This window comes from Amycolatopsis sp. NBC_01488 (assembly GCF_036227105.1).
GTDB lineage: Bacteria > Actinomycetota > Actinomycetes > Mycobacteriales > Pseudonocardiaceae > Amycolatopsis.
Genome location: NZ_CP109434.1, coordinates 1,779,574 through 1,794,095 on the forward strand (window position 1 = coordinate 1,779,574; position 14,522 = coordinate 1,794,095).

The window sequence follows — 14,522 nt, forward strand, 5'->3', positions numbered from 1 at the left end:
TTACTTGCCTCCCTGGACCGCGGACAGCGTCTGCTGCACCGTCGGGGTGACTGTGTCGAGCACCGGCTTCGGGTAGAAGCCGAGGAAGAGGACCAGCACGACCAGCGGCGCCAGGATCGCGATCTCGCGCCCGTTCAGGTCGGTGATGGCCTTCTTGGCGCCCAGCTCCGGCGCGATCGCGGTACCCGGGCCGCCGCCGACGCCGACGAGCGCGTCACCGCGGACCGGCCCCTGCATGACGCGCTGGTAGAGCCACAGGACGTACGCCGCGGCGAGGACCATGCCCACCGTGGCGAGGATCGTGTACACCGGCTGGTTCACGAACGCCCCGATGAGCACCAGGAACTCGGAGACGAACGAGTTGGTGCCCGGCAGGGACAATGTGGACAGACCCGCGAGCAGGAACAGCCCGGCCAGCAACGGCGTCACCTTCGCCATGCCGCCGTAGTCCGAGATGCGAGTCGAGCCGCCGCGCGCGATCACCAGGCCGATCACCACGATCAGCATGCCGGTGGCGATGCTGTGGTTCAGCATGTACGTCGCCGAGCCGACCATCGCCTGCTCGTTGAACGCGAAGATGCCGAGCGAGATGAAGCCGAAGTGCGCGATCGAGACGTAGGCGATGAACCGCTTCATGTCCCGCTGGCCCGCGGCGAGGATCGATCCATAGAGGACACCGATCACCGAGAGCACCAGCACCAGCGGCGCCAGGGTCCTGCTCGCGTCCGGGAACATCGGCAGGCAGTAGCGCAGGAACCCGAACGTGCCGACCTTGTCCAGCACGCCGACCAGCAGGACGGCGACGCCGATCGGCGCCTCCCCCGCCGCGTCCGGCAGCCAGGTGTGGAACGGCACCAGCGGCGCCTTGATCGCGAACGCCAGGAAGAAGCCGAGGAACAGCCAGATCTGCGTGTGCAGCGGCGCGTCCCGGACGACCGTGACCAGCGTGGCCCAGTCGAACGTGCCCTTGCCGAGCTTGTCCGACGCGAGCGAGTACGCCCCGATCGCCGAGGCCAGCATGATCAGGCCACCGAGGAACGAGTAGAGGAAGAACTTCACCGCCGCGTACTGCCGGTTCGCGCCGCCGTAGCCGCCGATGAGGAAGTACATCGGGATCAGCATGATCTCGAACAGCACGTAGAACAGGAAGACGTCGGTCGCGGCGAACACGCCGATCGTGAGCGCCTCCTGCAGCAGGATCAGCGAGAGGAACCCGCCTGCGCTGCGGCCCGGCGGCAGCTTGTCGAGCGTGCCGAGGCCGCCGACGACGATCGGGACCAGGAGCGCGATCACCGCGATCATGATCAGCGAGATGCCGTCGGTGCCGAACGCGATGTGCACGCCGAAGCTGGGGATCCAGTCGAAGCTCGACGTCATCTGCAACCGCGTGCCCGACGGCGAGTAGCTGAGCCAGAACGGGATCACGAGCAGGAACTCGAGGATCGAGAACCCCAGCGCGGCCAGCACCGCGGCGCGGTCGTTCCCCTTGAGGAACGCCAGCACCAGGGCGCCGGCCAGCGGCACCAGGATGAGGATGAGCAACCAGGTCATCAGGAGAACCTCACCAGCAGGAGAGCCGCCAGAAGCAGGAACGTGCCGCCCAGCATGGACAGCGCGTACGACCGGACGAACCCGGTCTGCAGCCGCCTCAGCCGGCCGGAGCCGCCGCCGAGCCCGGCGGCGAGGCCGTTGACCGCGCCGTCGACGCCGCGGTTGTCGACGAACACCAGCGCCCGCGAGAGCCAGGTGCCCGGACGGGCGACCAGCGTCTCGTTGAGGGCGTTGCCGTACAGGTCCTTGCGCGCGGCGCGGGTGATGAACGAGACCCGCTGCGGCTGCTCGACCGGGACGTCACGCCGGAAGATCAGGTACGCGATGCCGACGCCGAGCAGCGAGACGACCACGGTGATCACCGAGATCACCCAGGCGTCCAGCGCCAGGTGGTGCGACTCCTCGAGCGCGCCGACCGACGGGGACAGCCAGGTGCTGAACCGGTCGCCGATGGCGAAGAACGCACCGGCACCGACCGAGCCGACCGCCAGGATCGCCATCGGGATCCACATGACCGGCTTGGCCTCGTGCGGGTGGAAGTCGTGGCCGTCCGCGCTCTTGAGGTCCTTCCAGCGTTCCTTGCCGAAGAACGTCATCATCATCAGGCGCGTCATGTAGAACGCGGTGAGCCCGGCGCCCAGCAGGGCCGCGCCGCCCATCACCCAGCCGCGCCAGCCGCCCTGGCCGAGTGCCGCTTCGATGATCGCGTCCTTGGTGAAGAAGCCCGACAGCGGCGGGATGCCGATCAGCGCCAGGTAGCCGAGGGTGAACGTCCAGAAGGTGATCGGCAGGTGCTTGCGCAGGCCGCCGAACTTTCGCATGTCGACTTCGTCGTTCATGGCGTGCATGACCGACCCGGCCCCGAGGAACAGCCCGGCCTTGAAGAAGCCGTGCGCCACCAGGTGCATGATGCCCAGCGCGTACGCGACGGGCCCGAGCCCGACGGCCAGCATCATGTAGCCGATCTGGCTGACCGTCGAGTACGCGAGGACCTTCTTGATGTCGTCGTACGCGCAGCCGATGACGCACCCGAGCAGCAGCGTCACCGTGCCGACCAGGGTGACGATCAGCCGACCGTCCGCGGTGGCGTTGAAGATGTCCTTCGAGCGGGCCACCAGGTAGACGCCGGCCGTGACCATCGTCGCCGCGTGGATGAGGGCCGACACCGGGGTCGGGCCCTCCATCGCGTCCGGGAGCCACGCCTGCAGCGGGAACTGGCCGGACTTACCGCAGGCGCCCAGCAGGAGCAGGATCGCCATCGCGGTGATCGCCGCCGGCGAGAACTTGCCGTCGGCGACCGCCTGGAAGACCTGCGCGTAGCCGGTCGAGCCCGCGTACTTGAACATGATGAAGATCGCCAGCGCGAGCCCGACGTCGCCGACGCGGTTCATCAGGAACGCCTTCTTCGCCGCGGTCGCGGCGGACGGGCGGCCCTGGTACCAGCCGATGAGCAGGTAGGACGCGAGGCCCACGCCTTCCCAGCCGAGGTACAGCGTCACGAAGCTGTTGCCCAGCACCAGGATCAGCATCGACGCGACGAAGAGGTTCAGGTACGCGAAGAAGCGGTACCGGCCCTCGTCGTCGGCCATGTAGCCGATCGAGTAGTAGTGGATCAGCATGCCGACGCCGGTGATGAGCAGCACGAACGTCAGCGACAGCGCGTCGATCCGCAGCCCGAAGTCCACCTGCAGCTGCCCGACCGGGATCCACGAGTACAGCCTGGTGTCGGTCGCGGTGCTCGTGTTGGCGGTGAAGAACAGGATCAGCCCGTAGACGAAGGCGAGCGTGACGGTGGCACAGCCGAGCAGATGCCCCCACGCCTTGGCGCGCTTGCCTGCCAAGAGCAGGATCAGGGCGCCGAGAGCCGGAAGGGCCACCAGCAGCCACGATGATGCGGTCACTCGGTGTCTCCTAGTACTTCAGCAGGTTGGTGTCGTCGACCGAGGCCGAGCGCCGGGTGCGGAAGATGGCCATGATGATCGCCAGGCCGACCACGACCTCGGCGGCCGCGACGACCATGACGAAGAACGCCATGATCTGGCCGTCGAGCCCGCCGTTGATCCGGGCGAAGGTGACCAGCGTCAGGTTCACGGCGTTGAGCATCAGCTCGATGCACATGAACACGACGATCGCGTTGCGCCGCACCAGCACGCCGACCGCGCCGAGCGCGAACAGCAGCGCCGACAGCAGCAGGTAGTACGTCGGGCTCATTCCCGCTCCCCTTCGGTTTCGGAGCCGACCAGCGCGTGCGCGTCCGGGTGCGGGCCTTCGTCCGCCACGAGCTTGCGTTCCTTCGCCAGCTCGATCGCCGAGGTGGACTCGATGATCGCCGAGAGCGACTCCGGCGCGATCGAGCCGTCCGGCAGCAGCGCCGGCGTCGCCACCGAGTTGGCGGTGGCGAAGACACCCGGGCCGGGCAGCGGCGAGGGCCGGTCGTGCTCGCCGCGGAAGCGGGCGACGACCAGTTCCTTCTGCGTCTGCTTGCCGCCCTTGCCGTGGCGGTCGGTGAAGGCCAGCACCATCGCGCCGACCGCGGCGGTGATGAGCAGCGCCGACGTCAGCTCGAACGGGAACAGGTAGTCGGTGAAGATCAGCCGGCCCAGGCCCTTCGGCCCGCCGCCCGCGGACGTCGTCGCGTCGAGCGGGGTGGCCGGGGTGACGTTGGCCAGCGCGCGGTAGACACCGGTCGCCAGCAGCGCGGCGAGCCCGATGCCGAGCACCGTCGCGGCGAGCCGCTGTCCACGCAGGACCTCGACGACCGAGTCGGAGCTTTCGCGGCCGACCAGCATCAGCACGAACAGGAACAGCATCATGATCGCGCCGGTGTAGACGATGATCTGCGTGAAGCCCAGGAACGGCGCCGCCTGGATCATGTACAGCGCGCCCAGGCTCAGCATCGTCAGGACCAGCCACAGCGCCGAGTGCACGGCGTTGCGGGAGAAGATCATGCCGAGCGCGCCGAGCAGCGAGAGCGGGCCGAGGATCCAGAAGGCGACGGCCTCGGCGACGGACACGCCCGCGGCCGCACCGGTCGGGGCCTGGGCCAGGAGGGCGGTGATCACTTGATGCCCTCCCCGCGTGCCAGTTCGGGGCCGTTCACGTAGTAGTCCTGCTCGTTGTCGCCGAGCCGCATCGGGTGCGGCGGCTGCTCCATGCCGGGCAGCAGCGGCGCGAGGAGGTCTTCCTTCGTGTAGATCAGCCGCTGGCGGTCGTCGTCGGCCAGCTCGTAGAAGTTGATCATCGTCAGCGACCGCGTCGGGCACGCCTCGATGCAGAGGCCACAGCCGATGCAGCGCAGGTAGTTGATCTGGTAGTCCGCGCCGTACCGCTCGCCCGGCGAGTAGCGGGCCTCCTCGGTGTTGTCACCGCCCTCGACGAAGATCGCGTCCGCCGGGCACGCCCACGCGCACAGCTCGCAGCCGACGCACTTCTCGAGGCCGTCCGGGTGGCGGTTCAGCTGGTGCCGGCCGTGGTACCGCGGGGCGGCCGGCGCACCGGCCTCCGGGTACTCCTCGGTGGCGACCTTCTTGAACATCATCCCGAACGTGACGCCGAAGCCCCGGACTGGATCGAGAAAGGACTTACTGCCCACCATCGTGCGCTCCTTCCTTTGCGGTGCCGACGGCCGCCGGCTTGCGGCGGGCCGCCTTCGCCTCGGCCTTGGCCAACGCCTTCTGACGCGGGGTGGTCTGCGGGACCTTGAGGTCCAGCGGCGGGACCGGGAAGCCGCCGCCGGTCACCGGCACGGTCTCGCTCTCCTCTTCGCGGCCCGCCGCGCGGACCCAGAGGAAGAGCGCGACGACGATGAAGATCGCCACCGCGGCGATGATGATGGCCGGGGTGTTCCAGGAGATCGTCTTCGCGAAGGTCACCATGACGATCCACACCAGGTTCAGCGGGACCAGGACCTTCCAGCCCAGGCGCATGAACTGGTCGTAGCGCAGACGCGGCAGCGTGCCACGCAGCCAGATGAACCCGAACAGCAGGATGAACATCTTCGCGAAGAACCACAGCAGCGGCCACCAGCCGGTGTTGAGGACGTTGTGCCCGATCAGCGACAGCGGCCACGGGGCCATCCAGCCGCCGAGGAACAGCGTGGTCGCGAACGCCGAGACGATCACCATGTTGACGTACTCGGCGAGGAAGAACATCGCGAACTTCATCGAGCTGTACTCGGTGTGGAAGCCGCCGACCAGCTCCGACTCGGCCTCGGGGAGGTCGAACGGGGCGCGGTTGGTCTCGCCGACCATCGAGATCAGGTAGATCACGAAGCTCGGGATCAGCACGAGGAACCACACCTTGTGCTGCGCGCCGACGATGTCGGCCAGGTTCAGCGACCCGGCCTGCAGGATCACCGCGACGATCGAGAGGCCCATCGCGATCTCGTAGGAGATCACCTGCGCCGCGCTGCGCATGCCGCCGAGCAGCGGGTACGGCGAGCCCGACGACCAGCCGGCGAGCACGATGCCGTAGACGCCGATCGACGAGCAGGCCAGGATCACCAGCGCGCTGACCGGCAGGTCGAGCAGCTGGAGCACGGTCTTCTCACCGAAGATCGACACCACCGGCCCGAACGGGATGGCCGACAGCGCGATCAGCGAAGGCACCACGCACATGACCGGCGCGAGGAAGTACACCTTGCGGTCGGCGGTGTCCGGGATGATCTGTTCCTTGAACGGCAGCTTGATCGCGTCCGCGAGGGACTGCAGGTAGCCGCCGGGGCCGACCCGGTTGGGGCCCGGCCGGTTCTGCATCCGGCCGACGGCCTTGCGCTCCCAGACGATCAGGAAGATCGTCATGATCGGCCCGATCAGCAGGATGACCACGCACTTGAGCAGGATCAGCCAGAACGGGTCGTCCGCCAGCAGCGCCGCCCTCGTCGCCGCGTCCGGCACACTGCCCACGGCCGCGTCGGTCGCCTGTGTCAGCAGCGGGATCATTGCCCACCTCCAGCGAGGTTCACGACGGCGCCGTGCCCGGCGCCGAGCGTCTTGAACACGGCGGAGCCGTCGGAGTTGCCCGGCAGCCACACGACGCCGTCGGGCAGGTCCGCGATCTCCACCGGCAGCGTGATCGCGCCGCGTTCGGTGCTCACCTTCACGGTGGTCCCCAGTCCTTCGGCGGTCTTCGCGGACAGCCGCGCGACCGGCGTGCGCTGGGTGCCCTTCAGGTGCGGCTCGCCGTCCTGCAGCGACCCGTTGTCGATCAGCTGGCGCCAGCTCGACAGGACCGCCTGGCCGGCACCCGGCGCGGCCGTGGCGCCGCCGGTCCCGGCGTCGACGTTGCCCCAGCGCAGCGCCGAGGCCGGGGCGAGCTTCTCGAAGTCGCCGCGGGCGGCGGCCGGCGTCTGCGTGAACAGGTCGGCGTCCATCTCGACGGCGAGCGTGTCGAGCACCCGGCAGTCCGGCAGGGCGCCGGTGCCTTCGAGGGTGACGTCGAACGGGCGGGTGCGACCCTCCCAGTTGAGGTAGCTGCCCGCCTTCTCGTCGGACGCGGCCACCGGGAGCACGACGTCCGCGCGCTCGGTCACCGCGCTGTGGCGGAGTTCGAGGCTGACGACGAAGCCGGCGTTGTCCAGCGCGCGCAGCGCGAGGTCCGGGTCCGGCAGGTCGAACGGGTCGACGCCGCCGACGACCAGGCCGCCGAGCTCACGGCCCGAAACAGCCTGCAGGATGCCGGTGGTGTCGCGGCCCGGCGTGGCCGGGATCGGGACGCCCCAGGCGTTTTCGACGGCGACACGAGCGGCGTCGTCGCCGACCCGGTGCCCGCCCGGCAGGAGCGTCGGCACGCAGCCGGTGGCCAGCGCGCCGCGGTCGCCGGCGCGGCGCGGGATCCACGCGAGCCGGACGCCGGTGCGCTCCACCAGGTCGTGCAGCGCGGAGAACAGGCCAGGCACCTGGGCGGCGCGCTCGCCGACCAGGACGACAGCGCCTTCGCCGCTCAGGGCCTCGTCGAGGTCCGGCGCGTGCTTGGCGATGCCTTCGATGGCGGCGGCCTCGGCACCCGGGACGCAGGCGAGCAGCTCGCCGAACGTCTTGCGCACCGACGACGTCGTCCACTGTCCCAAGTGGACGACCCGGGTGCGGTTCTTGCGGGCCGCCTTGCGCAGCCGCAGGAACACGATCGGCGCCTCGTCCTCGGGCTCGAACGCGACGCACAGGACCGTGCGAGCCCGCTCGATCTCGGCGAAGGTGACGCCGGAATCCGGCGTCACACCCACGACGTGCGAGGTGAGGAAGGCCAGTTCCTCGGCCGAGTGCGGGCGGGCGCGGAAGTCGACGTCGTTGGTCTGCAGGGCGACGCGGGCGAACTTCGAGTACGCGTAGGCGTCCTCGACGGTCAGCCGGCCGCCGGGCAGGACGCCGACGCCGCCGTTGGAGCGGGCCTCGGTGAGGCCGGCCGCGGCGGCGCGCAGCGCGTCGGTCCAGGACGCCTCTTCCAGCTCACCGGTCTCGGTGTTGCGGACCAGCGGCCGCCGGATGCGGTCCTCGGCACCGGTGTAGCGGAAGGCGAAGCGGCCCTTGTCGCAGATCCACTCCTCGTTGACCTCGGGGTCGTCGCCGGCCAGCTTGCGCTGGACCTTGCCGCGCCGGAAGTCGGTGCGCTCGGCGCAACCGGACGAGCAGTGCTCGCAGACGCTCGGCGAGGACACCAGGTCGAACGGGCGGGACCGGAACCGGTAGGCCGCGCTCGTCAGGGCCCCGACCGGGCAGATCTGGATGACGTTGCCGGAGAAGTAGGACTGGAACGGCTGACCGCTGGTCGTGCGGGAAGCCAGGTCCAGGACGTCCGCCGTCTCCGCGGTGCCGATCTGCTGGTGGGCGCCGCGTTCGAGGAGCTCGATGAACGGGTCGCCGGCGATCTCGCTGGAGAACCGGGTGCAGCGCTGGCAGAGCACGCAGCGTTCGCGGTCCAGCAGCACCTGCGTCGAGATCGGCAGCGGCTTCGGGAACGTCCGCTTGGTGTCGACGAACCGGGATTCCGTGCGGCCGTGGGCCAACGCCTGGTTCTGCAGCGGGCACTCGCCGCCCTTGTCGCAGATCGGGCAATCCAGCGGGTGGTTGATGAGCAGCAGCTCCATCACACCCTGCTGGGCCTTGTCCGCGACCGGCGACGTCAGCTGCGTCTTGACGACCATGCCGTCGGCGACGGTCATCGTGCAGGACGCCTGCGGCTTCGGCATCGGCCGGCCGCCCATCTCGACCTCGACCAGGCACTGGCGGCAGGCGCCCGCCGGGGAGAGGAGCGGGTGGTCGCAGAACCGCGGGATGACCGTGCCGAGGCGTTCGGCCGTGCGGATGAGGAGCTCGCCCTTGGGGGCGATGACCTCTTCGCCGTCGATGACCAGCTTCACGTGGCCTTCGGGGACCGGCGTCTCTTTGGTCTCGGGCTTGTCGGGCGCGATCGTCATGCCTGCGCTCCCACCAGTTCACGCTTGTTCGCTTCACACAGGGCGAGGAACTCGTCCCTGAAGTACTTGATGCCACTCTGGATCGGCGACACCGCGCCGTCGCCGAGGGCGCAGAACGACCGGCCGAGGATGTTGTCGCAGACGTCGAGGAGGGTGTCGATGTCCTCCTCGGTGCCGTGGCCCTCGACCATCCGCTCGAGGATCTGCGCCAGCCAGTACGTGCCTTCGCGGCACGGCGTGCACTTGCCGCAGGACTCGTGCTCGTAGAACTGCGTCCACTTCATCACGGCCCACGGCACCGACACGGTCTCGTTGAAGACCTGGACGGCCGTCGTGCCCAGCATCGAGCCCGCTTCCGCCGCGCCTTCGAAGTCCAGCGGAACGTCGAGGTGCTCGGCGGTGAACATCGGGGTGGACGAACCGCCCGGCGTCCAGAACTTGAGCGGGACGCCGTCCTTCATGCCGCCCGCCAGCTCGAGCAGCTCGCGCAGCGTGGTGCCGAGCGGGCACTCGTACTGCCCGGGCTTCTCGACGTGGCCGGAGATCGAGTAGATCTTCGGGCCGGGCGACTTCTCGCGGCCCATCTCGCGGAACCAGCTGGAGCCGCCGTTCACGATGAACGGCGCGCTCGCGATGGTCTCGACGTTGTTGACCGTGGTCGGCGCGGCGTACAGACCCGCGGCGGCCGGGAACGGCGGCTTGAGCCGCGGCTGGCCGCGACGGCCTTCGAGGGAGTCGAGCAGCGCCGTCTCCTCGCCGCAGATGTACGCGCCCGCGCCCGCGTGGACGGTGATCTTGAGGTCGAAGCCGGACCCGAGGATGTTCTCACCCAGGTAGCCCGCCGCTTCGGCTTCGCGCACGGCCGCGTTGAGGCGGCGGATGCAGTGCAGCGCCTCGCCGCGGACGTAGATGAAGCAGTGGTTGGACCGCATCGCGTACGAGGCGATGATGCAGCCCTCGATGAGCGAGTGCGGGTCCGCCATCATCAGCGGGATGTCCTTGCACGTCCCGGGTTCGCCCTCGTCGGCGTTGATCACCAGGTAGTGCGGCTTGTCGAAGTTCGGCGGCATGAACGACCACTTGACGCCGGCCGGGAAGCCCGCGCCGCCGCGGCCGCGCAGGCCGGAGTCCTTGACCAGCTGGACGAGCTGCTCGGGCGTCCCGGCCAGTGCCTTGCGGACGGCGGTGTAGCCCTCGAGCGCCTCGTACGTCCCGATCTGCCAGGAGTTCGGCGACAGCCAGCGCTTCGTGAGGACCGGAGTGATGGGATCGGCCATTACTTCTTCTCCCCTTCTGGGAGAGGGACGTCCTGCGCGACCGGGGCGACCCAGCCGCGGTCCTGCGCGAGCTTCGCACCCCGCAGCGTCTCGACGGCCTGCGAAGGACCATCGACGTCCTTGCGGTACTGCCGCTCGTCCTCCGGGAAGAACCCGGCGAGCTGCAGCTCGGCGCCCTTGAAGTTCGTCAGCGGGGCACCGCGCGTCGGGGCCGGGCGCTTGCCCGCCTGCAGCGCGTCGACCAGCGCGACGGCCTTCTCCTCGGTCTGGTTGTCGAAGTACTCGTAGTTGACCTGGATGACCGGCGCGAGGTCGCAGGCCGCGAGGCACTCGGCGTGCTCGAGGGTGATCGAGCCCGGCTCGTTCGGCGTACCCGCGGTTTCGTTGTGCCCCAGCGGTTCCGTCTCGGACCCGAGGTGCGTCTGGAGCGTCTTGTAGATCACGTCGCCGCCCATGGCCGCGCAGAGCGTGTTGGTGCAGACGCTCACGAGGTGCTCGCCGCACGGCTTGCGCTTGTACATCGTGTAGAACGTCGCGACCGCGCTGACCTCGGCGTCGGACAGGTCGAGCTGCTTCGCGCAGAACGCGATGCCCTCCTGGCTGACGTAGCCCTGCACCGACTGCACGAGGTGCAGCATCGGCAGCAGCGCCGAGCGGGACACCGGGTAGCGCGCGATCAGGTCCTGCGCCCGGGCGACGACACCGTCGTCGAAGATGTCCTCCAGCGGCGTGTCTTCGATGATCCCGGCGGCGACCTCGGGGTCGGGCGCGATGGCCACGACGTCGACGTCCGGCCCGGCCGCCACGTGCGTCGTCACGGCGTCCTTCGGGCCCGGTTCGGGAACAGCTGAGCTCATCGGTCCACTCCCCCCATCACGGGGTCGATCGAGGCGATCGCGGCGATCACGTCCGCGACCAGGCCGCCTTCGGCCATGGCGGGCATCGACTGCAGGTTCACGAAGCTCGGTTCGCGCACGTGGACCCGCAGCGGCCGCGTGCCGCCGTCGGACACCAGGTGCGCGCTGAGCTCGCCACGCGGCGACTCGACCGAGGTGTAGACCTGCCCGGCCGGCACCTTGAAGCCCTCGGTGACCAGCTTGAAGTGGTGGATCAGGGACTCCATCGACTGGCCCATGATCTTCTTGACGTGCTCGAGCGAGTTGCCCATGCCGTCGCTGCCGATCGACAGCTGCGCGGGCCAGGCGACCTTCTTGTCCTCGACCATGACCGGGCCCGGCTCGAGCTTCTCCAGGCACTGCTCGATGATCTTGAGGCTCTCGTGCATCTCGTGCACCCGGATCAGGTAGCGCGACCAGCAGTCGGCGCCGTTGTCGACCGGCACGTCGAAGTCGAACTCGTCGTAGCAGGAGTACGGCTCGGTCTTGCGCAGGTCCCACGGCAGGCCCGCGGACCGCAGCACCGGGCCGGTGACGCCGAGCGCGAGGCACGCGTCGACCGGCAGGTACCCGACGCCCTTGAGCCGGTTGCGCCAGATGGGCTGCCCGGTGAAGAGCTTGTCGTACAGCGGAAGGCGCTGCTTCATCGTGTGGACGAACTCGGTGACCTTCTCGCGGTAGTCCTCGGGCATGTCCTGCGCGAGGCCGCCGGGGCGGATGAACGCGTGGTTCATCCGCAGGCCGGTGAGGTGCTCCAGCAGGTGCAGGACGACCTCGCGCTCGCGGAAGCCGAGCGTCATCGCGGTGGTGGCGCCCAGCTCCATGCCGCCGGTGGCGATGTAGACCAGGTGCGAGCCGATCCGGTTGATCTCCAGCAGCATCACGCGCAGCAGCTGCGCGCGGCGCGGGGCCTCGATCTGCAGCAGCTTCTCGACGCCGAGGCAGTACGCCATCTCCGTCGAAAGGGGGGCCAGGTAGTCCATCCGCGTCACGAACGTGACGCCCTGGGTCCAGGTCCGGTACTCGCAGTTCTTCTCGATGCCGGTGTGCAGGTAGCCGATGACCGACCGCAGCTGCGTGACGGTCTCGCCCTCCATCTCCAGCACGAGCCGGAGCACGCCGTGCGTCGACGGGTGCTGCGGGCCCATGTTGATGACCATGCGCTCGTCGTGCGCCGCATCGGCGATGACGTCGTCCCAGTCGCCGCCGGAGACCGAGTAGACGCGGCCTTCGGTGGTGTCACGGGAATCGGCGTAGTTGACGTCGTCGGTGCTGTCGCTGCCCGGCGCGCTCGTGTCCGTCCCGGTGGTGACGTCGGAAAGGTTCTCAGTGCTCAATTTCGCCTCCGCGGGAAGGAGTACGTCGGCGGGTGCTCACGAGTACGACCTCCGCTGGTCCGGCGGCGGGATCTCCGCGCCCTTGTATTCGACCGGGATCCCGCCGAGCGGGTAGTCCTTGCGCTGGGGGTGGCCGTCCCAGTCGTCCGGCATGAGGATCCGGGTCAGGGCCGGGTGACCGTCGTAGACGATGCCGAACATGTCCCAGGTCTCCCGCTCCTGCCAGTCGGCGGTCGGGTAGAGCCCGACCAGCGACGGCACGTGCGGGTCCTCGATGTCGAGGGTGACCTCGAGGCGGATGCGGCGGCGGTAGGTGAGCGACGTGAAGTGGTACACCGAGTGCAACCGCTGCGGGACGTCGACGCCGTAGTCCACGCCGGACACCGAGGACAGCAGCTCGAAGCGGAGGCCGCCGTCGTCGCGCAGCACCTTCGCGATCGCGGGCAGCTGCTCGCGGGCGACGTAGAAGGTGATCTCGCCGCGGTCGACCGTCGTCTGCAGGATCGCCTCGGCGGGGATCTTGTTGTCGGACAGGGCCGCGTAGAACTCGTCGGCGAACTGGTCGAACCAGCCGCCGTACGGGCGCTCGGCCGGCGCGGGGCTGTAGGCCGGGAGCCGGACACCGCCGTAGCCGGAGGTGTCGCCGGTGCCGTGGACGCCGAACATGCCCTGGCGTTCGCGGCCGGTGACGACCGGTTCGGCGGGCCGGGTGCCCTGCGGCTCGAGGCCGCCCTCGGGACGATCGGCGCTGGACTGCTCGCCGCCGGTCTCTGGAGTGTCAGTCATCGCTCTACTTCTTCGCGTACTTGATCGACGACGCGACGAGCTCGGTGCGCGCCCCGCTGGCGGCGCGGATGGCGGCGCGGCGGGCGTTGATCGGCTCGTCCTGGATCTTGGCGTGCAGCTTGAGGATCGCGTCCAGCAGCATCTCCGGCCGCGGCGGGCAGCCCGGCAGGTACATGTCGACCGGCACGATGTGGTCGACGCCCTGGACCACCGCGTAGTTGTTGAACATGCCGCCGGAAGAGGCGCAGACGCCCATCGCGAGCACCCAGCGCGGCTCGGCCATCTGGTCGTAGATCTGGCGCAGGACGGGAGCCATCTTCTGGGTGACCCGGCCGGCGACGATCATCAGGTCGGCCTGCCGCGGCGTCGCGCTGAAGCGCTCCATGCCGAAGCGGGCGATGTCGTAGCGGGACCCGCCGACGGTCATCATCTCGATCGCGCAGCAGGCGAGGCCGAACGTGGCGGGCCAGAGCGAGTTCTTGCGCGCCCAGTTGACGAGGCCTTCGAGGCTGGCCAGCAGGATGCCGTTGGGGAGTTTCTCTTCGAGGCCCATGGGTCTAGTTCCAATCCAGGCCGCCGCGCCGCCACACGTAGGCGTACGCGAAGCCGACCGTCGCGATGAACAGCAGGATCTCCACCAGGCCGAACGTGCCCAGCGCGTTCGCCTGCACGGCGAACGGGTAGAGGAAGACCATCTCGATGTCGAACAGGATGAACAGCATCGCGGTGATGTAGTACGCGACCGGCATCCGCCCGGCGCCTACGAGCGGCTGCGGGGACGGCTCGATGCCGCACTCGTAGGCGGAGAGCTTGGCCTTGTTGTAGCGGCTGGGGCCGACGAGCGGGCCCAGCAGGACCGACAGCACGGCGAAGCCGAGCGCCAGCACGAACAACAGGACCAGGGGCAGGTAGGGCTTCAGGCTCGGGGCCTCTTGCGCCAGCTGCACCGTGTCGGTCCGGGTCAGCAACGTCAGCACGGGGTCTTCGCCATCCTTTCCGCGCCGATGCGGTTGTGCTTGTGGTGGGAACCGCGTGGCCTCGTCGGCACCCTAAGGGACCTGGGTCACACCGCCGAGGGTCAGGGTCTCCTTACGGCCCGTGGCTGGACCCGCAGGGAGAACACTGTGGTGCTTGTGAAATAGTTCACAAGCCACTCGTCGCGGATGTGAAGGGATTCACAAAGCATGGGGGGAGTGTAGGACGCGACTCACATTCTTGTCCCTAGGCCCCCATGTTATGAGGGTGCCCTAAGTTCAGCCGCCAA

Annotated in this window: 13 protein-coding genes; all 13 read right to left on the minus strand. The window is 69.1% G+C overall.

The features are described from left to right. The 13 genes from OG738_RS08430 to OG738_RS08490 are packed head-to-tail and all read right to left on the minus strand — an operon-like array spanning position 1 to position 14,235. Entirely contained in the window at positions 1-1,551 is a 1,551-nt protein-coding gene (locus OG738_RS08430; RefSeq protein WP_329052624.1) for an NADH-quinone oxidoreductase subunit M, read from the minus strand. Next, complete coding sequence (gene nuoL, locus OG738_RS08435) at positions 1,551-3,452, minus strand: NADH-quinone oxidoreductase subunit L (RefSeq protein WP_329052626.1); 1,902 nt, start codon at positions 3,450-3,452, stop codon at positions 1,551-1,553. Before nuoL ends, OG738_RS08430 begins: the two co-directional genes overlap by 1 nt. Positions 3,453-3,462: 10 nt before the next feature. Beyond that, positions 3,463-3,762 (minus strand): NADH-quinone oxidoreductase subunit NuoK, encoded by a 300-nt coding sequence (gene nuoK, locus OG738_RS08440; protein WP_329052628.1) that lies wholly within the window; start codon positions 3,760-3,762, stop codon positions 3,463-3,465. Continuing rightward, positions 3,759-4,613 (minus strand): NADH-quinone oxidoreductase subunit J, encoded by an 855-nt coding sequence (locus OG738_RS08445; RefSeq protein ID WP_329052629.1) that lies wholly within the window; start codon positions 4,611-4,613, stop codon positions 3,759-3,761. The genes nuoK and OG738_RS08445 overlap by 4 nt, the downstream gene beginning before the upstream one ends. After that, positions 4,610-5,146 carry an NADH-quinone oxidoreductase subunit NuoI gene (gene nuoI, locus OG738_RS08450; RefSeq protein WP_329052631.1) on the minus strand — a complete coding sequence of 179 codons (537 nt, stop codon included), beginning with the start codon at positions 5,144-5,146 and terminating at the stop codon, positions 4,610-4,612. Before nuoI ends, OG738_RS08445 begins: the two co-directional genes overlap by 4 nt. Continuing rightward, entirely contained in the window at positions 5,133-6,491 is a 1,359-nt protein-coding gene (nuoH, locus tag OG738_RS08455; RefSeq protein WP_329052633.1) for an NADH-quinone oxidoreductase subunit NuoH, read from the minus strand. The genes nuoI and nuoH overlap by 14 nt, the downstream gene beginning before the upstream one ends. After that, the gene (locus OG738_RS08460) at positions 6,488-8,962 is read right to left on the minus strand and encodes an NADH-quinone oxidoreductase subunit G (protein WP_329052635.1); all 2,475 of its coding nucleotides are present in this window, start codon (positions 8,960-8,962) and stop codon (positions 6,488-6,490) included. The genes nuoH and OG738_RS08460 overlap by 4 nt, the downstream gene beginning before the upstream one ends. Further along, positions 8,959-10,239 (minus strand): NADH-quinone oxidoreductase subunit NuoF, encoded by a 1,281-nt coding sequence (gene nuoF / locus OG738_RS08465; protein WP_329052637.1) that lies wholly within the window; start codon positions 10,237-10,239, stop codon positions 8,959-8,961. Before nuoF ends, OG738_RS08460 begins: the two co-directional genes overlap by 4 nt. Then, positions 10,239-11,096 carry an NADH-quinone oxidoreductase subunit NuoE gene (gene nuoE, locus OG738_RS08470; RefSeq protein WP_329052638.1) on the minus strand — a complete coding sequence of 286 codons (858 nt, stop codon included), beginning with the start codon at positions 11,094-11,096 and terminating at the stop codon, positions 10,239-10,241. The genes nuoF and nuoE overlap by 1 nt, the downstream gene beginning before the upstream one ends. Then, positions 11,093-12,472: an NADH-quinone oxidoreductase subunit D gene (locus OG738_RS08475; protein ID WP_329052639.1), complete on the minus strand. Its 1,380-nt coding sequence runs from the start codon at positions 12,470-12,472 to the stop codon at positions 11,093-11,095. The genes nuoE and OG738_RS08475 overlap by 4 nt, the downstream gene beginning before the upstream one ends. A 36-nt stretch (positions 12,473-12,508) precedes the next feature. After that, a complete protein-coding gene (locus OG738_RS08480) occupies positions 12,509-13,258 on the minus strand; it encodes an NADH-quinone oxidoreductase subunit C (RefSeq protein WP_329052641.1) in 750 nt (249 codons plus the stop codon). Positions 13,259-13,262: 4 nt separating this feature from the next. Further along, positions 13,263-13,811 carry a NuoB/complex I 20 kDa subunit family protein gene (locus OG738_RS08485; RefSeq protein WP_086678877.1) on the minus strand — a complete coding sequence of 183 codons (549 nt, stop codon included), beginning with the start codon at positions 13,809-13,811 and terminating at the stop codon, positions 13,263-13,265. A gap of 4 nt (positions 13,812-13,815) precedes the next feature. After that, positions 13,816-14,235: an NADH-quinone oxidoreductase subunit A gene (locus OG738_RS08490; RefSeq protein ID WP_329052643.1), complete on the minus strand. Its 420-nt coding sequence runs from the start codon at positions 14,233-14,235 to the stop codon at positions 13,816-13,818. Positions 14,236-14,522: the final 287 nt, after the last annotated feature.